Below are 22,099 nucleotides of genomic sequence, written 5' to 3'. Positions count from 1 at the left end.
ATGCTGACAGTGAACGATCTCACCTCCCGTTATGGCGGTATTACGGCCATTCGCGGGATCTCCATGTCAGTCCCCAAAGGCAGCATCACGGCCGTCATCGGACGCAACGGTGCCGGCAAGACGACATTGCTCAAGTCCATCTGCGGATTGATCAAGACGGCGGGCGGGGAAATTCTATTCGAAGGCCGGCCGATCACCGGCCTCCCCGCTTACAAGGTCGCTCGCATGGGCCTCGTTCTCGTTCCGGAAGGCCGCCAGATCCTGGCGCCGCTGACCGTTGCAGAAAATCTCGATCTTGGGAGGCAGGCGCTCGGCGGTCGCGCAAGCCGCGGCAGCGACGAGCTTGAGCGGGTCTATGCCCTGTTTCCGATTCTTAGGGAGCGGCACAATCAGGCTGGCGGCTCGCTGTCCGGCGGCCAGCAGCAGATGCTTGCGATCGGTCGTGCGTTAATGGGCAAGCCGAGAATGCTGCTGCTCGATGAACCCAGCCTGGGACTTGCGCCGCTCGTCACCTCTCAGGTTTTCGAGGCCCTCGTCCAACTCAACCGCGAGGGCCTGACCGTCGTCCTGGTGGAGCAAAATGCCCGACGTGCGCTCGATGTCACCGAGAATGCCTATGTGATCGAGCAGGGAAAGGTCGTCCAGAGTGGTGCAAGTCGGGAGATGGCTCAGGACCAGATGATCGTCGCCCATTACCTGGGCACGGCTTCAACCAAACAACTCTGACCAACAACAAACAGCAAGGGGAGACACCATGAAGAACCTATCCTTACACAGCGCTGCGCTCATATTCGGCATACTATCGGCCGGATCAGCCTTTGCTGACGAAGCCACCATAGCGGTTCAGCTGCCTTTGACCGGCGCGGTCGCCTCCTGGGCGGGGCCGCCGATGGAACGCGGCGTCGAAGTCGCGATCGATCATCTTGCCGCAGAGTTCGGCGACAAAGCCAAGTCGATCAAGATGATCATGCAGGACAATGCGAGTGATAAAAATCAAGCGATCACCCTGATGAACCGCTTCATCACCAATGACAAGGCCTCAGTGATCATCGGTCCACCCACCTCTCCCTTGGCACTGGCGGCCGCGCCGGTTGCAAATGCTTCGAAGACACCGGTCCTCGCTCTCGGGGTGTCGCAGAAGATCACTGAGTCCGGGGAATGGGCATTCAAGCTTTATCAGAACCCGCCCGAGGTGCTTGAATCTCTTGCGAAATACGCCGTTGAGACCGCCAAAGTTAAGTCAATCGTTCTCGTTTACGGACGTGATAACGAGGCGATGGTCGCTTACAAGAACATCCTGAAGGACTATCTCGCCGCCCATGGCGTGACCAACATCGCCGAGGAGTCCGTCCTCACTTCGCAGACGGACTTCATTGCCCTGGCGACCAAGCTGGTGGATATGGATCCGGAGATGATCTACCTAGGCGCCCTTCCAGAAGCCTCGGCGAACATCGTTCTGCAGGCGCGGCAGGCAGGACTTCCGGAGACGGTCAAGCTTGTGGGTTCGGATTCCATTGGGGCGCCTGACTTTATTCGCATCGGCGGCAAGGCGATCGACGGCACAATCTATCCCGCCTTTTATTATCCCGACGATAGCAACCCCGTGACCACAAAGTTTCGGGCCACCTTCAGGGAGAAGTTCGGCAGCGAGGCGGATCCCTATGCGGCGATCAGCTATACGGCAACCATGCTTGCCGGCTCGGCGGTCAGAAGGCCGGATCGGAGCCCTCGGCAGTGCGCCAGGCGCTCGCCGAGGTGAAGGATTTCCCCACCGTCCTGGGTACCGGCAAATTCACCTTTGATGCCAACAGAAATCCTATTTTCGGCATGCAGCTCGTCGTCATCAAGGACGGAAAGCCGGAACTTTTGAAATAACCGACTGGGGCAACCCCGTCACGATGCCGGCCGTCTAATGAAGAGAGACACATGAACGATAGACTGAAGGGTAAGGTAGCCCTCATCACGGGGGCGGCCGGCGGCCTGGGCCATGGATTGGTGCGGCGCATGGGGGAGAGCGGTGCAAAGCTCGTGCTGACCGATATTGACCGTGCTGAAGGTGAGGCCGCGCTCGAAATCTCCAGAACCGCAGGTGTCGAGGCGATCTTCCTGGAGCACGACGTTGCCGACGAGGCGAGCTGGGCAGAAGTCATCGGAGCTGCCGTCGCCCATTTCGGCAAGATCGACATCGCCGTCAACAATGCCGGGGTGGGCAGCTCCGCTCCCCGCGGCATTGAAGACGTATCGCTTGAGGAGTGGCGGCGGGTGATGCGCGTCAACCTTGACGGAGTGTTTCTGGGCTGCCGGACACAAATAGCAGCGATGAAGGAGACGGGAGGCGGCTCGATCATCAATATTGGCTCCACCGCGGGTTATGTGGGCACGAGAGGTGGCCCTGCCTACGGCACCAGTAAGGGCGCCCTGCGGACATTGACGAAGCATTGCGCCACCAGTTGCGCGCGGCTGGGCTACGGTATTCGGGTGAACTGCCTGCACCCCTCCTATGTGTGGACGCCCTTGGCGGCACGTCTGGCGACAGGAACGCCGGAAGAGGCGAAGGCGAAACTCAGGGAAATCCATCCCTTCGGCGGCCTTGGGGAACCCGACGACGTTGCCTGGGCCGTCGTGTATCTCGGGTCGGATGAGGCCCGCTTCGTAACAGGCTCGGACCTGATCATCGATGGAGGATTCCTGTCTGTCTGAATTTTGAGGACCGGCTGCTTCCACATCTAGGAGACCTAGGTGAGCGTAGACAGAGTTCTAATTGCGGACTCTATGGTCTTTCAGAGGAGGAGAGCTGGCCGTAGCGCAACGTTCCATTGGTCAGTAGCGGTTTGGTGTTGCTAGACGCACACGCCCAGCTTCATCGCTCGATGAGCTTGCCAAGCTGAACGACTGGAGCCCCGTCGCCAGCCTTCTCGATCCGATCCAGTCAGTCATCATGGATGAGGCTGAGGCCGCTTGGCCGCCCCTGGCGATGGTCAAGGTGCTGCTGCTCTCGGTCTGATACGATTTGTCGGACGTAAAGCTGACCGTGGCCCTCGACGACTGGGCTTCCTTGCTCCGAATCTGTGGGGTCTCCGGGAATGACAGCACCCGAGCGGAGCTCTAACACGTCAGGTATCGCAGACTGCCCGGCCTTGAGCTCGCATCTGAAGGCGAACTATTATTGTGCGTCTCCTGCCCTTCGCGTTGTGCTGGACTTGCGACTGCTGGCAAAATTGAGCTCAAAAGGAAGACACAGCTCCATGCTGCGCGTCGACGTGTCCCACGCGGACTCACAAATCCACTCGGCTTCCTCGATGGAAAGGTCCCTGTCAATTTTGATGTTCCATTGTTCAGGTCTGTCTTCTCCCTGGCGCTGAATAAAAACGATGATCTCCACGCCACTCGGTGAAATACCGTGCCTTCCAATTCGAACTTCCTTGAGGATCATTGATGTTTCTTGGAATTGCATGTTAGCTCCGTAGATAGGTCTCGGTCTGATCACGGTGAAACAGAACTGTAGAGCTTCACGAATAGAGAACCTTGTGCCCCCCGTCCTGATGATGCACGCTCACATCAGGACGTTTGGACTCAAAAGGCCCAGTTCCCATAGGGCGGTATCTAGGTCTATAAGGTTGGACTCTAAGAGATAAACAATTCTTGTTTGTTGAATTTTGTTTCCAACCTTTTCTGATGAAATCATTTTTGTTATTTTTTGTTTCCGGTGTACTCTACGATTGAGCGAAAGATGAATAATACTCGATATATATTTATAGTGGCGAGTGTCCGCCACCTCGATTTTGATCATTATTCGGCTTCAAAACCATTGACCAAGCATGGCCTCCACAAACGGGAGCACGTGAATGCTTCCCGCTAAGTGGAAGGCTGCCTTGGCACTTGAGCCGGTAAGAGGCGTTTAAGATGGCGCCCTAGGACGCTCTGGAAATCATCCATGAGCGTATAAACAACAGGCACATAGATCAGGCTGAGCAAAGTTGATGACAGCAGCCCTCCGATCACTGCAATGGCCATGGGGGCCCGTGTTTCGGTATCGGCCCCAATACCGATGGCAATGGGCAGCATACCGACCCCCATAGCCATTGAAGTCATAATGATGGGTCGGACACGCTTTCTCGCGGCATCCAAAAGAGCGTCTATGCGGCTCAACCCCCGGACCTCTGCGACGAGCGCATATTCGACCAGCAAAATGGAATTCTTCGCAGCAATTCCCATCAGCATGAGAAGTCCGATGAGAACCGAAAGACCAAGAGCTTTGTCTGTAACCATCAAAAAACCGAGTGCTCCCCCAACGGACAGTGGGAGCGCAACAAGGATGGTGATGGGCTGAATGAAACTTCGAAACAGCAAAGCGAGGGTCAAGTAAATCAGCAGGATGCCCGCGATCATCGCCGTCGCAAATCCTGAGAACAGCTCCTGCATCCGTGCTGTCTCTCCCCGCGAAAGTTCTCTCACGCCTGGCTGAAGAGATGTCATGACCGGCAGTGACTGGATTGCCTGATTGGCCTCGCCGAGAGTGAGTCCGGCGAGTTCCGCTTCGATGGTTTGGCTTCGGCTTCTTCCCACCCTTGATATCGTGTTGGAGCCAGCGCTGAAGCTGATGTCAGCCACGGAGCTCAGCGGCACAGGGCCCCCTCGTCCGTTGAGTGGGAGGATCGACAATATTGATGGATCGGCGTTGTCTGCATCGCTCAAGGCCACGACGATGGGGATCTGTCGATCTTCCAGATTAAACTTGGCAAGATCGGCATCGGCGTCGCCAATCGTGGCAATTTTGATGGTCGAGGCGATGTCGCTCGGTGTAATTCCGAGTTCCGAGGTGCGAGCGCTGTCTGGCCGAATGATCACTTCCGGTTTTGTGTTCGCGTCGGTCAACTGGGCATTTTTCAACCCAGACAGGCCTTTGAGCTGTTCCAGCAGGGCACTGCTGGTCTGCTCCAGGAGTTCGAAATTGTCGGAGACGAGGGTTACGGACACCTTGGAGCCGGAAAAGCCGTCGGCCCCGAATTGCAGTTTTACGCCGGCGATGTCAGCCAGCTTAGACGATGCCTCTCGCTCGAATTCCTGCTGCGAAACCGTCCGGTCGGCGCGCGGCACCAGATTGATCGTGATCGTCCCTGTATGCACTTCGGCGCTGGTCGAACCCCGGCTCGGACCGCTGCCGGATTCGGCAGCCTTGCCAATGGTAGCGAAGATGCCATCAATCGCCGGGTCCGATTTCAGCGCCGTTCGAACCTGTTGAACAACGGCAGTGGTCTCTTCGATGGTCGATCCTGGCGCCAATTCGACGGAAAGTGTCGATGTTCCGCGATCAGCTGCCGGCATGAACTCGGTCGGCAGCTGGGTCGCCAGGGACAGCGAGCAAACGAAAAAGAGGACGCCGGAGAAAATCGTGATCCAGCGGTGCCTGAGGGCAAGCCTTAATGCCCAGAGATAGGTGTGGACCCAGCTCGGAACATGGTCGGCTTTTGCAGCGGTCGACTTGAGCAGGTATGCCCCCATGAGGGGCGTGAGCATCCGAGCCACGAGCAGGGAAAACAGCACTGAGACGCAGATCGCGATTGCGAAACTGAGAAACATCTTGCCCGGTATGCCCGGCATGAAGGCCACGGGTAAAAAAACCGCCACGATGGTCGCTGTCGTTGCGACCACCGCAAGCCCGATTTCATCTGCGGCCTCGATGGCGGCTTGGTATGCAGTCTTCCCCGCTTGCTGCATGTGTCGAACGATGTTCTCTATTTCAACGATAGCGTCGTCAACGAGGATGCCCACCACGACCGACAGCGCAAGCAGGGTAATGTTGTTTAGCGACAGGTCGAGGATTGCCATGACTGCGAAGGTGGGAATCAAGGAAAGCGGCATGGCAATCGCCAATACCAGGGTCGCCCGGAGGTCGCGCAGAAAGGCCCAAACGATAATGATGGCCAACAATGCGCCCACCCATAAGGCCTCGAGCGCGGCATCGTAGCTCTCCTGGACGAATCCTGACGAAGAGCTCACCTCGACAAACTCGATCGTGGGGTTTTCGGCCTGCAGCAAAGCCACTTGCATCCGGACGCGATCAACGACATCGAGCTCACTCGAGCCGACCGAGCGAAAAACATTGAAGGAGACGACATTCTGACCGCTGAGAAGTGCAGCCTGGCGCGGCTTTTCCCAGGAATCGATGACGTGGCCTAATTCGGAAAGCTTGACCGAAGTACCCTGACTGGTTGCGATTCGTGTTTCAGCGAGCACCTCCACAGTCTCGGCCGATCCGATGGTCTGGATGGATTGCTCTTTGCCGCCGATCGTCATTCGCCCGCCGGGTTGATTGACATTGCTGGAGGCCAAGGTCTGGCTGATGCTCCCCGCGCTGATGCCAAAGGCTGCAAGGCGCTCGGCATCGAGCTCGACGCGAATGACCCGATCGACACCTCCCGACCGTTCGATTTTTGAGATATCTCCGACGCCGAGCAACGCCTTGGCGACGTCATTGTCGATGTACCAGCTCAGCTGTTCAGGCGTTAACGTCGGTGCTTCGACAGCGAATGTGAGGACTGAGTTTCCGGTAGCGCTGACCCTGGTGATGATGGGCTCTGTGGCTCCGGCGGGCAGATTGGCTTGCACTGAAGAGATGGCGTTGCGCACATCATTCGTTACGGTCTCGGGATCAGAATCGAGCGTGAACTCGATGGTCGTTATCGATGACCCTTCCGACAGGGTAGTGGACACTTCGTCGACACCATCCAGGGTGGCGACCGCATTTTCGATGACTTGAGCGATTTGCAGCTCAATCTCCCTCGGCGCGGCTCCGGGCTGTGTCACGGTTACGGTGACTGTTGGAAGATCGATATCCGGCATATTGTTGGTACGAAGCTGAGAAAAGCCCCACAAGCCGGCGACTGTCAGCGCTATGAATAGAACAAGGACTGGGACGGGGTTGCGGATTGACCAAGCTGAAATTGCGTTCACTGAAGAAGGTCCCGGCCGGTCGTGGCCCCTGCAGCATTCGCCACTGAATCCGTGACCCTGACGAGAGATCCTTCTGAGAGGAAGGCAGCCCCGGACGTCACCACGACCTCACCCTCGGACACTCCTGATGTCACGGCGATGCGGGTCTGATCTTGTTCACCAATGATGATAGTCCTCAGCGTAACCTTGCCGTTCGGTTCAACTACGAACACGCATGCTTTCCCGCCTCTCCAAATTACCGAGGATTGGGCCACGCTTAAGGAGGATGTCATCGCTGTTTCGATGGTGATCACGGCAAACATACCGGCCCTCAAGCCGCTATCGCGCGGAACCGTGATGTGGACCGTCCCCAGGCGGGTGGCAGGATCGACCTTTTGGGAAATCAAGGAGACTTCCCCCTCAAACCTCTCGCCGGAAGGACTTACGATCTTTGCCTTCTGCCCGATGTGGAGCAGTGCGATTTCCTTGTCCGATACAAGGGCTTCCACTTCTAAGCGACCCTCACGGATGAGAGACAGGAGAACTGTCCCGACCTGCACCGTGGAGCCCACGACTGCGGGCTTGCTCGCTACGGTTCCGTCAAACGGCGCGCGGACAGAGGTGCGATCGAGCTGAACGCGAATACGTCTGGCGACTGCTTCCGCCTGTGCCAGTTGGGCGCGGCTTGTCTTTACTTTCGTTTCCCTTTCTTCGGCAGTCTCTGCACTGATCGTTCTGCTGGCGAGGAGTCTCTCACCTCGGGCCGCAGTGGAGTTTGCTCGCTCCAACGTGGCAGTGGCCTCTTGAATGACCGCCTCCTGCTCAGCCAGTTGTGCCGCCAGAAGATCGCTGTCGAGGCGAGCCAGAATTTGATCTTTCCTCACCCACTCACCCTCAACCACGGACATTTCGGCGAGCCGGAGACCGCTTGACTCGGAGCTGATCGTTACCTCCTGCCAGGGAGCAACGGACCCACTGGCCGTAACGCTCCTTCGAAATGCTTCTTCTTTCACAACCTGAGTTGTTACTGTTGATGATGCTTCATGTGTCGTCATGCCCTGCTGCGAAACGTCGTCTGAATTTGACTTCGCGTATGCTCGCAGGAACAAAACTGATCCCAAGATCAGGATAACTGCAAATGTGGTGATGAACTGCGTTCGCATGCGATGACCCAATGACGACGAAGTCTGGGAATCCGGCCGATCATCGCGGGGGATGACCGGCCGGCAGTCAGCCGGATCGATACTGCTCTACCTGGGGGAGGTAAGTGGCAGCAGGCAACCCGGCTGCTTTCGACGCCTCAAGCGAACTTAGATGGCAGTTCGGCATTCGTTTGAGGACGCGAAATCAGTTCCGCAAGAGTTCTGAGATGATGGTAGTGAGCATGGCCGCCGGGTGTGAAGCGATCATGATGCCGAAGCCCACAAGCCGGACAGGACGGGCGCCCTGTCCTCCGCGTGAGCCGATGTGATCGCCGGTATCCGTCCACTCCGGGTTGATAGGGCCCCAGCGGCCGAGGTGACGTGAAAAGCTCTCCAAGACGGATCATTAGCCGCATTCGCCAAACACGTGGCATGTGGGCCCCTTTTCGCTGATGAACATGCACAAAAGATGAGCTCAGCGTTTTTCTGGGGTGCTTCGATTTGTTGCCGGAATGTGGCTGGCAAAGCCATTTTGTTTCCAGAAGTTGCTGCGCGCGTTGAGGAAATGTTTCGTTGCAAAATTGTCCACCTGAAGCGCGGCCGAGGCGATATTAAAGGTCTGAGGACAGAATGAATGACACAGACACACATCTTAGTCGTCGACGACGATAAGGAAATCCGTACTCTTCTTGGGCGCTATCTGGTTGGCCAGGGCTTCAAGGTGTCTGTCGCAGCAGATCGTCATGAATGTGAGAAGATGCTTGATACGGGCAGCTTTGATCTGATCGTTCTCGACGTCATGCTGCCTGACGGCTCGGGGTTGGAGATCTGCCGAGATCTTCGTAACCGGCGCCCTGCCCCGGCCGTCATCCTTCTGACGGCACTTAAGGAGGAAGTCGACCGCATTGTCGGATTGGAACTTGGTGCCGATGATTATTTGGCAAAGCCATTCAACCCGCGAGAGCTCACCGCTCGCATCAGAGCGGTGCTCCGTCGGTCGATCGGCCCCATCTCCGACCGGCCATCGGTCAATCTTTATCGGTTTGCAGGATACGTCCTTGAGCCGGAGACTCGAACAATTATGAACGCCGCCGGTGAGTACATCGATTTGACAGGAGCGGAGTTCGATCTTCTTCAAGTTTTCTTGGACCGACCCGGTCGGGTCCTTTCGCGGGATCAACTTCTTGATCTTACGCAGGGTCGAGAACGAGAGCCATTTGATCGATCGATCGATGTCCTGATCAGCAGACTCAGGAAGAAGCTTGGCGAGGGTCCCGATTGTATCCTTGTGAAGACGGTGCGGAATGGCGGCTATCAGCTGGTTGTCCGCGTAGTGGCTGACGAGCGCTTCGGATGAGCTCTCTGAAGACCCGAATGGCACTTCTTCTCGTCGTCGCCATCATCAGCGTCGTTGCTCTTGCGAGCCTCGCCGCCATCAGCGTTCTTCGAGAGCCGGCGATTGGGCAGACAATAACACCGATCGCCCAACAGCTTGCGCTGCAAATTGATCTCCTGTCCGGGTCAGATCCGGCGACCGTCGATCGACATCTGATGAACCATAAGGCCTTGGGGGAGGTTGATGAATGGACGACGCAAGTCATATCCCGAGCATTGCGTGCAATCGGTAAAACTCCACAGATTTTTGTCACCGACGATGCCGACCTGAACCATAAGCAAGTTTCGATTCGACTGGATAGTGGTCGGTGGCTGGTCCTGGGATTTCCAGATTTTTCTCCCCCCTCCAATACTTGGTATGTGTTCGGTGGTTGGATCTCTCTCATCGTTGCCGGCGCCGTTGCTGTTTCTATTTTTTTTGCGACGATCCTGACGCGCCCCCTGGAGATGATCGAGGCCGCAGTGACCTGGATCGGGCCGGATGGGATGCTTGAGCCTCTCCCGGAGGAAGGCTCTGGGGAAATTCGGGCCACGGCTCGCGCGCTGAACCAGTTGTCTAGCCGACTGAAGTCGGCCGTAGAAAGCCGGATGCGCCTCGTCGCGGCGGCCGGCCACGACTTACGCACTCCAATGACCCGTATGCGACTGCGTGCAGAGTTCTTGACCGAAAGTGAGCGGGAGAATTGGTTGGCCGACTTGGATGAACTTGAAAGGATTGCCGATAGTGCAATCATCCTTGTTCGCGAGAACGGGCGGCCAAGTCCGTGGGAGCTCCTTTCCTTGAAGACCCTTCTAAGCGAGCTGATCGATGATCTTTCACATCTGAACCTGCCAGTCTCAAGGGGAGTGCTGAATGAAATATTTGTCGAAGCGAACAAGGTCGGGCTGAACCGTGCCTTGCGCAATTTGGTTGTGAATGCCGCCACTCATGGGAAAAGATGCGAGGTGCATCTCCGCGAAGAGGAACACTCGGCGGTCATTGAAATCAAGGATTTTGGCCCAGGGATTCCTGCTGATCTGATTGACAAGGCCTTTGAGCCGTTCTTTCGCGTCGACCCTGGTCGGCGTCAGTCGGTGCCGGGGGCAGGCTTGGGTCTTGCGATCGCCAAGGAGATCATCGAACGATTGGGCGGAACGATCGTGCTCGTGAACATCGCCGAGGGCGGCCTGCTTCAGACCATTCAGCTTCCGAGCGCACCTTCACGAGAGGAAAGGCGTTTCCAGGCCGCGTAAAGGGGAACTCTTCATCCTAGCGTTTGCCGCCCTAGGCAGGGCGAAGTGCCGGTGTCGACTCCGCACCGGACGGTGCCATCATCTGCGCGGACAGTCCGCTTCCCGTTGCTCCACGGCACCGAACTTCTGCCCACGTGCCATGATGCCATTGCTGGAGCGGCTACAGTTTGGAATGAGAAGACCCCCGGCAGTGATGCGATCACGGCGAACGCGGTCACAGGGAACCGCCGCCGAGTCAACCAATCTGACCCGAATGAATCGATGAGGGTTCCAGCACGAGCCCCCTGCGATCCCTGTCGCTCCTCCACAGCTTCAGAGCAGACCGGTCCCAGCGCTTTCCCAGCCAAGCTGCACCGGATGTGCCGTCAAAACGCACGCCGGTATGCTCGCCAAGCCGAGTAGCCGCTCCGCGATTTCAGGCTCGTGAGATGACAGATATTCGGATTTCAGCGTCCATCTACTGTTTGAGGTAAGGAGGCTGTCAGGAAACGGAGGAAAAGGTCATGCACCGGGTCTCACGCTTCCCGCAGGACACGCAGGTGGTCTCAAAAAACCGCAAGATATCGCAGCAGAGATACGATTCCAATGATGATCACCACGATCTGAAGGATCTGACGAACTCGCCCATCCATTGGTAGCCGCTGTATTAGCCAAAGTACTAAAACGATCACCAGGAAGGTGATCAGAATGCTCACGAGAGCTGACATTGCCATGAAGTGTCCCCACTAGGGTGCAGATTGCACCTTCAGGAAGCTAGCCTGTGTGGAGATTTTGCGCCAACCAAAATGTCCCGAGGCGTAAGCGAGCCTTCCCGGCAATGTTAGAGAGCAAACGGGTCAACTGCAGCATTTCAGTGAGTGGGGAAACCAATCCATAGATTACCGGTAGACGAGAACCGGGATCTTTGAATGGGTCAAAACCTTCAACGTCTCGCTTCCAAGCACTATTGCAGACACTCCGCGGCGTCCGTGAGACGCCATCGCTATTAGATCACAGCCTTTTTGTTCTGCAGCCCGGATTATAGCCTGGTGGGGGTGATCATCTTGGATCTGCATCGTTTCATATGACACCTGAAGCTTATCCGCCATACGAGCCGCTTCCGCCAGAATCTTATTGGTTTGCTCGCGCACCTGCTGTTCGTGGCCTTCGCGTGTGCTCAACAACTGATGGGAGTCGATGGAAGCTGCGTGAAATGGCAGGGCAACAGTAAGAATGGTCACCTTTGCACCGAGTTCTCGGGCGAATGTAAGCGCCTTCTCCACTGCAGCGGCTGATAGCTCAGACCCGTCTGTGGGAACGAGAATGTGTTTATGCATTTCAACTTCTCCTTCGTAAGAATCTTGATGATTGCCGCGATTACCCTGCATCATTTTCATAGATGCGATCGCTCTCACCCCACGCTTGCGCCGCACTGGAGATGCCGCAATAAGTATCTGAGAGTTGCTACGACATTGCCCCTTCATGGGGGACTACGCTGGCATGTAGGGCCACCCTTAGTTTTGCAGGGCCAATATGAGGTTCAATTTTCAGCTCATCCGAGCGTCTTGAACAACTGGATTTCTTCTTCATGATAATTCGATCAAGAACCTCCCGTTACTTCCCTCAACTTTTCCTCCCAATAATTGTTATTCAGGACTTCAGCTGAATCAGTAGCTGTGCCTACAGCCTCAGCATTGATCTACATCAACATAGAAATACTTGAGACGTGATTCTGGCATCGGAAACGCCCACGACAATTTCTGCGAAGTCCGCCCGAGTGAATGCGCTGCTTCATGGATGACTTCAGGGCCGTTCTGTAGGGGGGAGCAGAGGATCGCGAAACCGAAGAGCGGGGACGCCTCTGAACGGGTGATCCTGTTGCAAGCTTCGGGTGCTGGCGCTAGCCAAGCTGACTGAGACGGTTGAACGGATTGACCCGGCAGCCTTAAATGTCGCGTTGAGCTTGCTCGAAGCTCAACAGGACTCAGCGGATATCTGGCCAATCGGCTGGCAATCCGATGTGACTATGCTGATACAATAGCTCCGTGCGGCCAGATATCAGCTGGGAAGATTTGGTTGCCGTCATAATGAGGCCGTTCTCTGATCGACAAGCTCGAATTCTTCATTGCACTCGCAAAAGAGCGGCATTTTGGGCGCGCCGCCATCATTTGCGGCGTTACGCAGCCTACCCTTTCCGCCGCGATCAAGCAGCTGGAAGACACTCTCGGAGTCATGCTGGTGCAACGAGGCTCCCGCTTCCAAGGCCTGACAGCCGAGGGACAGCGTGTCCTTGAATGGGCGCGGCGCATCGTCGATGACAGCCGTACGATGCGGGAGGAAATGCGCGCCACCCGTCACGGCTTGGCAGGGCATGTGCGTATCGCGGCCATCCCAACGGCTCTTGCCATGACCCCACGCTTGACGACACCTTTCAGGGAGAAACACCCAAATGTTACGTTTTCAATCCTATCGCGAACCTCGATCGAAGTGCTGACGCTGCTTGAGAATTTTGAAATCGATGTCGGCATCAGCTATCTCGACAACGAACCTCTCGGCCGGGTGGAAACTGTGCCGCTCTACTCCGAGCGCTATCAGTTGATCACGGCTGCCGGGACGCCCTTCTCCGAACATTCGAGCGTGAGTTGGGCCGAGGTGAGCCTACTACCGCTCTGTTTGCTGACGCCCGACATGCAGAACCGGCGTATCATCAATCATCATCTCAACGAGGCAGGTGCCGAAGCCAAACCTACGCTCGAGTCCAACTCAATGATCGTGCTGTTCTCTCATATCCGGACTGGAAAATGGTCATCGATCATGCCGCTCAATCTGGCCGAGACCTTTGGCTTTTCTGAGCCCATCCGTGCCATTCCCATTGTCGAGCCGGATGCGAGCCATTTGGTGGGCATAGTGGCCGCTCATCGGGAGCCGCATCCACCTTTGGTATCGGCGCTGCTCTACGAAGCACGACTCCTCGCCAAAACTTTCGCATGATCGATAGGAATTTTCTATCGACTGACGAGACGGCAGTATTGATGGGGCCCTCTCCTTTCGACTAGTTCTAAATAGGACTTATGAGAAGGAGGTGCCGCGTTATGCGGCCTGGAAATTCGCCTCTGATCGAACGTGTCATGGCAGTGGTCGAGAGACACAAGCCGTTGGAAGGTCCTCTTCTGCCGATCCTGCATGGTCTGCAGGATGAATTCGGCTATGTGCCTGTCGAAGCTCTTCCTCTGATTGCAGAGGCACTCAACATTTCCCGCGCCGAGGTCCATGGGGTCTTCACGTTCTATCATGACTTCCGACATCAACCTGCAGGGCGTCACATCCTGAAACTTTGTCAGGCGGAAGCCTGCCAGGCGATGGGAAGCGATCACATTCGGTACCAACTGGAAAGTGAGCTCGGTATCGGCTTGAAACAGACTGCACGGGACAATTCCGTCACATTCGAGCCGGTCTATTGCTTGGGGCTCTGCGCCTGTGCACCAGCGGCTATGCTGGACGGTGAAATGATCGGCCGCATCGATGCCAAGAGGGTAGCGGAGATCATTCAGGCGGTTCGGTCATGACGGTCAAGATCTATGTTCCTCAGGATTCGGGAGCTCTGGCTCTGGGGGCCGAGCAGGTTGCCGGCGCCATTAAGCAGGAGCTCGCTGCAAGAGGTGTCGATGCTATTCTGGTCCGCAATGGTTCGCGCGGCCTTTATTGGCTCGAGCCGATGCTCGAAGTGGAGACGCCGACGGGCCGGGTTGCCTATGGACCCGTCACTGCAAAGGATGTTCCATCGCTCTTTCAGGCGGGGCTGTTGAATGGTGGCCCCCATCCACTTTCCCTTGGCGATCCTCAGGAGATTCCGTTCCTTGCCAAGCAGACCCGCCTGACCTTCGCCCGTTGCGGTGTCATCGATCCTCTCAGCATCGAGGCATACGAAGCACACGGCGGCTGGCGCGGCCTCAAGGCCGCAATTGGCATGGTGCCTGAGGCCATCGTGGCACAGGTGACTGACTCCGGTCTGCGCGGGCGAGGCGGAGCGGGGTTCCCTACCGGCATAAAATGGAAGACGGTTCTGGAGACCGCCGCGGATCGAAAGTATATCGTCTGCAATGCGGATGAAGGCGACAGCGGCACATTTGCAGATCGCATGATCATGGAGGGCGATCCGTTCGTCCTGATCGAGGGCATGGCCATTGCCGGGCTTGCCGCTGGCGCTACAAAGGGCTTTGTCTATATCCGTTCCGAATATCCTCATGCCATCAAAGTTATGAGCCAAGCCGTCCAGCTCGCACAGCGCGCCGGATTTCTTGGCGGCAACATGCTCGATAGTTACCGCACCTTCGATATTGAGATCCGCTCCGGTGCCGGCGCCTATGTCTGCGGTGAGGAAACATCCCTCCTGGAAAGCCTTGAGGGCCGTCGCGGCACGGTGCGAGCCAAACCGCCGCTCCCGGCGCATAAGGGTCTCTTCGGCAAGCCCACAGTCATCAACAATGTGATTTCGCTCGCCTCCGTGCCCATCATCATGGACAAGGGCTCTGCCTTCTACAAAGATTTCGGCATGGGCCGATCGCGCGGCACCATTCCCATCCAGATCGCCGGCAATGTACGTCATGGCGGCTTGTTTGAGGCGGCCTTCGGCCTGACCTTGGGCGAGATCGTCGACGACATTGGCGGCGGGACAGCAACGGGAAGGCCGGTCAAGGCCGTACAAGTCGGTGGTCCCTTGGGTGCCTATTTCCCCCGCAGCCTGTTTGATACACCCTTCGACTATGAGGCGTTCGCCGCCAAAGACGGTCTTATCGGACATGCGGGTATTGTCGTCTTCGACGACACGGCCGACATGTTAAAGCAGGCTAGGTTTGCGATGGAATTCTGCGCCATCGAAAGCTGCGGCAAGTGTACTCCCTGCCGCATCGGCTCTGTCCGCGGCGTCGAAACTTTGGACAGGCTGGCCCAGAACATCGAACCCGAGAAGCAGATCGCTCTGGTGACCGATCTCTGCAGCACGATGAAGTTCGGTTCGCTTTGCGCGCTTGGGGGGTTCACCCCATATCCCGTGATGAGCGCGCTTACGCATTTTCGCGAAGACTTCAGGCCGTCTTCCGTCCGCCAGGCGGCCGAATAGGAAAAAGTCCATGGGTCTCGTCCAAGAAATCGACTACGGCACACCCGCCGTCCGAACCGCGAAGCTAGTGACACTTACCGTCGACGGTTTTGAGGTTACGGTGCCAGAGGGCACCTCCGTCATGCGCGCCTCAATGGAGGCGGGGATACAGGTCCCAAAGCTGTGCGCCACGGATATGGTGGACGCCTTCGGGTCGTGCCGTCTCTGCCTTGTGGAGATCGAGGGGCGCCCCGGGACCCCTGCCTCCTGCACCACGCCCGTCACTCCTGGGATGGTCGTTCATACGCAGACCGGGAGACTGAAGGACATCCGCCGCGGCGTCATGGAGCTTTACATCTCCGATCATCCGCTGGACTGCCTGACCTGCGCTGCAAATGGCGATTGCGAGTTGCAGGACATGGCCGGTGCAGTGGGTTTGCGTGATGTGCGTTATGGCTATGAGGGTGACAATCACGTTCAGGCCCGCCGTGAGGGGGAGACCAATTTTCAGTGGATGGAGAAGGACGAGTCCAACCCCTATTTCACCTATGATCCGTCCAAATGCATCGTCTGCTCGCGTTGCGTCCGCGCTTGCGAAGAGGTGCAAGGAACGTTTGCTCTCACGATCGAAGGCCGCGGCTTCGACAGCCGCGTGTCTGCAGGAATGCACGAGTCCTTTCTAGACAGCGAATGCGTTTCGTGCGGCGCATGCGTCCAGGCGTGTCCCACGGCCACGCTGACTGAAAAGTCGGTCATCACCATCGGTCAACCAGAACATTCCGTTGTTACGACATGCGCGTATTGCGGCGTTGGCTGCTCGTTCAAAGCGGAAATGCGTGGCGAAGAGCTAGTCCGCATGGTCCCGTACAAGGATGGCAAGGCAAATCGCGGCCATAGTTGTGTGAAGGGCCGCTTTGCCTACGGCTATTCGACACATAAGGATCGCATCCTGAAGCCAATGATCCGTGAGAAGATCAGCGATCCCTGGCGCGAGGTTTCGTGGGATGAGGCACTGACCTACGCAGCAACTGAGTTTCGCCGCATCCAACATCAATATGGTCGTGGCGCTGTAGGCGGCATCACCTCTTCACGCTGCACGAATGAAGAAACCTATCTGGTGCAGAAGCTCATCCGCCAGGGCTTTCGTAACAACAATGTGGATACCTGCGCCCGCGTCTGCCATTCGCCGACTGGTTACGGTCTCGGCCAGACTTTCGGTACTTCCGCGGGCACGCAGGATTTCGACTCCGTCGAACATACGGATGTCGTGATGATCATCGGGGCCAATCCAACAGACGGTCATCCGGTGTTTGCGTCCCGGCTCAAGAAGCGGCTGCGGAAAGGCGCCAAGCTGATCGTCATCGATCCGCGCCGCACGGATATCGTGCGCTCGGCGCATGTCGAGGCGCAGTATCATTTACCGCTGCGACCCGGCACCAATGTTGCGGTGGTCACGTCCCTGGCCCACGTAATCGTCACAGAGGGTCTCTTCGACGAGGCCTTCATTCGCGAGCGATGCGATTGGGAAGAATTTCAGGATTGGGCCTCCTTTGTCGCAGAACCACAACATTCCCCTGAAGAGATCGAGAAGCTGTCGGGCGTCCCTGCTGCAGAGATCCGCGGTGCAGCGCGCCTCTTCGCGCGCGGCGGCAATGGAGCGATCTATTACGGCCTCGGAGTCACAGAGCATAGCCAGGGCTCAACGACGGTCATCGCGATCGCCAATCTTGCCATGGCGACCGGCAATCTGGGACGCCAAGGCGTCGGCGTTAATCCCCTGCGCGGACAGAACAATGTCCAGGGCGCCTGCGACATGGGCTCGTTCCCTCATGAGTTGCCGGGTTACCGCCATATCTCTGGCGACGCTGCACGAGATATCTTCGAGAAGCTCTGGAACGTCGAACTCGATAAAGAGCCGGGGTTGCGCATTCCCAATATGTTGGATGCGGCCGTCGATGGTTCCTTCAAAGGCATCTATATTCAGGGCGAGGATATTCTCCAGTCGGATCCGGACACTCACCACGTGGCCGCCGGCCTGGCTGCCATGGAATGCGTCGTCGTCCACGACCTGTTTCTCAACGAGACCGCGAATTATGCCCATGTCTTTCTGCCGGGATCAACTTTCCTGGAGAAGGATGGAACCTTCACGAACGCGGAGCGCCGCATCAACCGTGTACGCAAGGTGATGTCACCAAAGAATGGATATGCCGACTGGGAAGTCACCCAACGCTTGGCCCAAGCGATGAAACTCGATTGGAGTTACAATCATCCGTCAGAGATCATGGACGAAATCGCCGCAACGACGCCAAGTTTTGCCAATGTGTCCTACACCTATCTCGATCAAGTCGGTTCAGTGCAGTGGCCGTGCAACGAAGTCTCGCCGCTGGGTACGCCGATCATGCATATAGACGGTTTTGTGCGCGGCAAGGGTAAATTCATCCGCACTGAATATTTGGCAACGGACGAAAAAACGGGGCCGCGTTTCCCTCTGCTGCTCACTACCGGCCGGGTCCTCAGCCAATACAATGTCGGCGCACAGACGCGGCGTACGGATAATGTCGTTTGGCATGAAGAGGACAAACTGGAAATCCATGCTCATGATGCAGAGCAACGAGGTCTCCGCACCGGCGACTGGGTGAAAGTGCAAAGCCGCGCGGGCGAAACCACGTTGCGGGCGTTCATTACCGACCGGGTTTCACCGGGGGTCGTCTATACGACCTTTCACCATCCGAACACCCAGGCAAATGTCATCACAACGGATTTTTCCGACTGGGCAACCAACTGCCCGGAATACAAGGTTACTGCTGTGCAGGTTGGGCCATCGAACGGTCCTAGTGAATGGCAGCGGGAATATGACGAACAGGCGCGAATGAGCCGTAGAATTGTCCGGCCAATGCAAGCGGCCGAGTAAAATCTGATGTCCGCAACCGGCCGATCTGCGCTGTCGAACGTCGTGCGGCTGACGATGAGGCATGCCGGTGCCAGCTGCCAGGAGCGGACGGTGCCCGAGGAGACGCCCGTTGCCTTCTCCTTTGGTGGCAGCACGCACGCAGTGATGATGGCTTCTCCGATGGATCTCGAGGATTTCGCACGAGGGTTCTGCATCACTGAGGGAATCGTGGCGTCTGTCGACGAGATTGGTGAGATTTGCATCGAGGATCATGGCGCCGGATTGGACATTCAGATTGTCCTCAGAGATGCCGCCAATCGTCGCTTCGAGACACGCCGCCGGCGGCTCGCGGGACCTGTAGGTTGCGGTTTGTGCGGCATCGAGTCAATCGAGGAGGCCATGCGCTCGGTTCCCAAGGTCGGCTCTCCAGCCGTTTTCCTCAGCGACAAAGACGTCGTGCAGGCGGTCAGGCTGCTGTCTCAGATGCAACCACTGCATCGCCAGACCGGCGCCGCTCATGCGGCGGGGTTTTACACGCCGAATTCTGGAATCGTCATGGCCCGCGAGGATGTTGGCCGTCACAATGCACTCGATAAACTCGCCGGTGCGCTTGCCCTGCGCGATATAAAAGGAAAGACAGGGGCTGTCGTGATCACCAGCCGTGTATCGGTCGAAATGATCCAGAAGAGCGCTGCAATCGGTACGTCCTTTGTAATCGCCGTATCCGCCCCCACTGCCCTGGCGGTCCGCACGGCAGAAAACGCCGGCATTACATTGATCGCGTTGGTCAGAGGAGACGAGTTCGACGTCTTCACCTTCTCTCAATCGATCCAGGTCGGAGCCCCAATCATTGTCGCCTGATAAGCTGATTCACATGGCCAACCAGATCGCGGCCTTCTTCAGATCCAAGCCGCATGCGGAGGGCGTGGCTGGGGTCGCCGACCATATCAACAAGTTTTGGGAGCCGCGTATGCGTGCGCAGTTGTTCGAATTGGTCGATGGCGGCAATACTGGGTTCGATTCACTCGTGATAGAAGCGAGGCCAAATATGACGCCCGTCACCGTCGCGGCCCCTTCCTCTCCCTAGCAGTGTCATTCAGCGGAGTTTCAGTCGGCGCGCATTGGCTCTGACTGTGCGCCGATAGTCCTGGACTACCTTGTCGTGACCCGCACCCGCCATGATGGTCGCCGAAGCCAGAGCAGCCGCCGTTAGCTTCTCCATGACCATTCGGTTTGCTTCAGCCTGCCCTATGGCACCGCCTTGACTCAACCTTGCCATTCGCAAGGCGATGACATGCTGAGATTCAAGACCCAATCGCATCAGGTTCATCCAGGACTTCAACATTCATCTACTCTCCTCGGCGGAGCGACAACCCTCACCCGCCTCGATCGTTCCCTTCCGCGCCGGGGAACTGGATTGATTAACGAGCATTGCAGGATGGGAACATCGTCGGAGTCGCGATCGGTGAAGAAGGCGGGAAGGATACGCATCGGCATCTCCGGGTGGACCTATGCTCCCTGGCGCGGGACCTTCTATCCAAAAGCGCTTCCGCGCCGGCAAGAACTTGCCTTTGCGGCCCGAAAGTTCGACGCCATCGAAATCAATACGACATTCTACGGCCTACAGCGTCCCAAGAGTTTTGGCCGATGGCGCGATGAGACGCCCGAGAGCTTCGTGTTCTGCGTCAAGGGATCCCGCTATATCACCCACATGCTGAAGTTGCGGAATATCGAAACGGCTCTGGCTAATTTCATGGCCTCAGGATTACTGCGGCTGGGGACAAAGCTTGGTCCCATTCTATGGCAGTTCTCACCCCAAATGACCTTCGACGCAGACCTGTTTCGCTCGTTTCTCCAAATGCTTCCGACCACAACCGCGGCTGCACAGGCATTAGCGCTGCGACATGACAACAGGATGGAGGGACGCACTTGGCTTACTTGCGACACCGACGGACCTTTGCGCCATGCAATCGAAATACGCCATGAGAGCTTCCGTGACCCCAACTTCATCGCGTTGTTGCAGGAGCATGAGGCTGCACTCGTATGCGCCGACACCGTCGACTGGCCGCTCCTCATGGATCTAACAGCGGATTTCGTCTACTGCCGACTGCATGGGTCGGAGGAACTCTATGTCAGCGGATATGACGAGAGTGCCCTCGACCAATGGTCGAAGCGAGTCACAGCTTGGGCCCAAGGACGCGAGGCGCCGGATGGCCAGCGTGTTAAAGCACCATCAAAGCGGCGCCCCGGTGGGCGTGATGTTTTCGTCTTCTTCGACAATGACGCCAAAGTCAAAGCTCCTGCTAATGCAACAGCCTTGGCAAGGCGGCTTAATGTTCAGTTAGAGTGAAAAGGATCAACCGAGCATCAGTTGATTCCATTTTTCCTCATAGGCGATCGAATATTTGTTCGCCTCCTCTTCATTGAGGATAAGCATATCCTTGATATTCTTCGGCGCCATGACGAGGATCTTCATGGTTTCGGGATCAGCCGCTGCCGTTGCGGAGCCCAGAACGGGTCCATAGGTCTTCAGCGCCAAGAGCTTTTCCTGCTGCAGCTTATCCAGGGCGAAATTGATCGCCTCATTGGCGACGGCGGCATAAGGCGTCCCCTTCGGAATGACCCACCAGTTCGCCCAGGCGATGCCGTCCTTATATGTGAAGTCAATCGGAGCTCCCTCCTTGGATGCCGCAAGCATGCGGCCACTCCAGGCCGAGGATGCCGCTAGTTCGCCGGAGGAGAGGAGCTGAGGGGGTTGCGCGCCGGCCCCCCACCACACAGTTACATTCGGCTTCAGTTCTTTGATTTTCGCGAGGGCCTGGTCGGCTTTTTCAGCTGTATAGGGGAAGACCTCACTTGGTTTCAGACCCGCGGCGAGCAAGGCCGCCTCGTAATTGTAGTAAAAATACTTGTATAAGCCGCGGGGTCCAGCAAAGCGCTTTACATCCCAGAAATCTGCCCAAGACTGTGGTCCGCCATCGGGAAAGGCCGACTTCGACCAGGCGATAATGGTCGCGCCGGTGGATGTTGCAATTCCGTACGGCGACACCCAGCCTTGGTCCAAAGCAGAAGCATTTGGTATCTTGGACATATCCAGCTTCTCAAGGAAGCCCTGCTCCGCCCCCTGCCAAACAGTTCGCCCGCCGACGTCTACGAGGTCCCATTCAACCTTTCCGGCTGAGACCATTGCCTTGATTTTGGCAGTCTCCGTAGGGGAGGTATTAATGACCTCGATACCCTTTAACTTAGCGAAGGGATCAATGAACGCATCCTTCTCCGCATTGGAGAGCGCTCCTCCCCACGACGTAAACGTGAATGGCCGCTCCGCTGCTCGACCTCTTGCAGGGAAGACCGCGGCACCCGCTGCTCCTGCTGCCGCTGCGATGAGAAAATTACGTCTACTCAGACCCTTCATTTCGACCCTCCTCT

The 22,099-nt window shown here is 57.0% G+C and carries 20 protein-coding genes; 13 read left to right on the top strand and 7 right to left on the bottom strand.

Features of this window, described 5'->3' with window-relative positions; genetic code table 11:
- Genes FKM97_RS16490 through FKM97_RS16480 form a run of 4 tightly spaced genes read left to right on the top strand, consistent with a single transcriptional unit; the run spans window position 1 to window position 2,700 of the window.
- Complete coding sequence (locus tag FKM97_RS16490) at window positions 1-726, top strand: ABC transporter ATP-binding protein (RefSeq protein WP_144293531.1); 726 nt, start codon at window positions 1-3, stop codon at window positions 724-726.
- A 28-nt stretch (window positions 727-754) separates the two neighbouring features.
- On the top strand, window positions 755-1,759 hold the full coding sequence (locus FKM97_RS16485; protein ID WP_144293530.1) for an ABC transporter substrate-binding protein: 1,005 nt from the start codon (window positions 755-757) through the stop codon (window positions 1,757-1,759).
- Window positions 1,735-1,875, top strand: coding sequence for a hypothetical protein (locus FKM97_RS26355; RefSeq protein WP_170240959.1), 141 nt, complete (start codon window positions 1,735-1,737; stop codon window positions 1,873-1,875). Before FKM97_RS16485 ends, FKM97_RS26355 begins: the two co-directional genes overlap by 25 nt.
- A 51-nt stretch (window positions 1,876-1,926) precedes the next feature.
- The gene (locus FKM97_RS16480) at window positions 1,927-2,700 is read left to right on the top strand and encodes a glucose 1-dehydrogenase (RefSeq protein WP_144293529.1); all 774 of its coding nucleotides are present in this window, start codon (window positions 1,927-1,929) and stop codon (window positions 2,698-2,700) included.
- Window positions 2,701-3,163: 463 nt separating this feature from the next.
- On the opposite strand, the gene FKM97_RS16475 is transcribed toward FKM97_RS16480, so the two are convergent.
- From FKM97_RS16475 to FKM97_RS16465, 3 genes are all read right to left on the bottom strand, one after another.
- A complete protein-coding gene (locus tag FKM97_RS16475) occupies window positions 3,164-3,454 on the bottom strand; it encodes a hypothetical protein (protein ID WP_144293528.1) in 291 nt (96 codons plus the stop codon).
- 401 nt (window positions 3,455-3,855) lie between these two features.
- Entirely contained in the window at window positions 3,856-6,954 is a 3,099-nt protein-coding gene (locus tag FKM97_RS16470) for an efflux RND transporter permease subunit (protein WP_144293527.1), read from the bottom strand.
- Window positions 6,951-7,988, bottom strand: a complete 1,038-nt coding sequence (locus FKM97_RS16465; protein WP_170240958.1) for an efflux RND transporter periplasmic adaptor subunit — start codon at window positions 7,986-7,988, stop codon at window positions 6,951-6,953. Before FKM97_RS16465 ends, FKM97_RS16470 begins: the two co-directional genes overlap by 4 nt.
- A gap of 721 nt (window positions 7,989-8,709) precedes the next feature.
- On the opposite strand from FKM97_RS16465, the gene FKM97_RS16460 reads away from it, so the two are divergent.
- Together FKM97_RS16460 and FKM97_RS16455 are read left to right on the top strand one after the other, a co-directional pair.
- Window positions 8,710-9,432, top strand: a complete 723-nt coding sequence (locus tag FKM97_RS16460) for a response regulator (protein ID WP_144293525.1) — start codon at window positions 8,710-8,712, stop codon at window positions 9,430-9,432.
- A 17-nt stretch (window positions 9,433-9,449) separates the two neighbouring features.
- Window positions 9,450-10,703 carry an ATP-binding protein gene (locus FKM97_RS16455; RefSeq protein WP_246105121.1) on the top strand — a complete coding sequence of 418 codons (1,254 nt, stop codon included), beginning with the start codon at window positions 9,450-9,452 and terminating at the stop codon, window positions 10,701-10,703.
- Between the two features lie 545 nt (window positions 10,704-11,248).
- Here FKM97_RS16455 and FKM97_RS27050 read toward each other — a convergent pair.
- Window positions 11,249-11,416, bottom strand: a complete 168-nt coding sequence (locus tag FKM97_RS27050) for a Thivi_2564 family membrane protein (protein WP_144293523.1) — start codon at window positions 11,414-11,416, stop codon at window positions 11,249-11,251.
- 165 nt (window positions 11,417-11,581) lie between these two features.
- Complete coding sequence (locus FKM97_RS16445) at window positions 11,582-12,079, bottom strand: universal stress protein (RefSeq protein ID WP_246105120.1); 498 nt, start codon at window positions 12,077-12,079, stop codon at window positions 11,582-11,584.
- Between the two features lie 703 nt (window positions 12,080-12,782).
- Between FKM97_RS16445 and FKM97_RS16440 the strand changes: the two genes are divergently transcribed.
- The 6 genes from FKM97_RS16440 to FKM97_RS16415 all read left to right on the top strand — a co-directional run bounded on the left by FKM97_RS16440 (window position 12,783) and on the right by FKM97_RS16415 (window position 19,757).
- Window positions 12,783-13,673, top strand: a complete 891-nt coding sequence (locus FKM97_RS16440; protein WP_144293522.1) for a LysR family transcriptional regulator — start codon at window positions 12,783-12,785, stop codon at window positions 13,671-13,673.
- Between the two features lie 101 nt (window positions 13,674-13,774).
- Entirely contained in the window at window positions 13,775-14,248 is a 474-nt protein-coding gene (locus tag FKM97_RS16435) for a formate dehydrogenase subunit gamma (RefSeq protein WP_144293521.1), read from the top strand.
- Entirely contained in the window at window positions 14,245-15,801 is a 1,557-nt protein-coding gene (locus tag FKM97_RS16430) for a formate dehydrogenase beta subunit (protein ID WP_144293520.1), read from the top strand. The genes FKM97_RS16435 and FKM97_RS16430 overlap by 4 nt, the downstream gene beginning before the upstream one ends.
- 10 nt (window positions 15,802-15,811) lie before the next feature.
- On the top strand, window positions 15,812-18,691 hold the full coding sequence (fdhF, locus tag FKM97_RS16425; protein WP_144293519.1) for a formate dehydrogenase subunit alpha: 2,880 nt from the start codon (window positions 15,812-15,814) through the stop codon (window positions 18,689-18,691).
- A gap of 6 nt (window positions 18,692-18,697) precedes the next feature.
- Entirely contained in the window at window positions 18,698-19,531 is an 834-nt protein-coding gene (gene fdhD, locus FKM97_RS16420; RefSeq protein ID WP_144293518.1) for a formate dehydrogenase accessory sulfurtransferase FdhD, read from the top strand.
- Window positions 19,521-19,757, top strand: coding sequence for a formate dehydrogenase subunit delta (locus FKM97_RS16415; RefSeq protein ID WP_246105119.1), 237 nt, complete (start codon window positions 19,521-19,523; stop codon window positions 19,755-19,757). The genes fdhD and FKM97_RS16415 overlap by 11 nt, the downstream gene beginning before the upstream one ends.
- Before the next feature lie 9 nt (window positions 19,758-19,766).
- Here FKM97_RS16415 and FKM97_RS16410 read toward each other — a convergent pair whose 3' ends face one another.
- Window positions 19,767-20,015: a hypothetical protein gene (locus FKM97_RS16410; RefSeq protein ID WP_144293517.1), complete on the bottom strand. Its 249-nt coding sequence runs from the start codon at window positions 20,013-20,015 to the stop codon at window positions 19,767-19,769.
- A 93-nt stretch (window positions 20,016-20,108) separates the two neighbouring features.
- On the opposite strand from FKM97_RS16410, the gene FKM97_RS16405 reads away from it, so the two are divergent.
- Window positions 20,109-21,020: a DUF72 domain-containing protein gene (locus FKM97_RS16405; RefSeq protein WP_428977914.1), complete on the top strand. Its 912-nt coding sequence runs from the start codon at window positions 20,109-20,111 to the stop codon at window positions 21,018-21,020.
- Window positions 21,021-21,026: 6 nt separating this feature from the next.
- Here the strand turns inward: FKM97_RS16405 and FKM97_RS16400 are convergent, their stop codons facing one another.
- Window positions 21,027-22,085 carry an ABC transporter substrate-binding protein gene (locus FKM97_RS16400; RefSeq protein WP_144293515.1) on the bottom strand — a complete coding sequence of 353 codons (1,059 nt, stop codon included), beginning with the start codon at window positions 22,083-22,085 and terminating at the stop codon, window positions 21,027-21,029.
- Window positions 22,086-22,099 lie beyond the last annotated feature (14 nt).

It is taken from the genome of Rhodoligotrophos appendicifer (assembly GCF_007474605.1).
GTDB classification, from domain to species: Bacteria; Pseudomonadota; Alphaproteobacteria; order Rhizobiales; family Im1; genus Rhodoligotrophos; species Rhodoligotrophos appendicifer.
The sequence above is the reverse complement of the archived record's forward strand: the minus strand, read 5'-3'. Positions and strand labels throughout refer to the sequence as shown.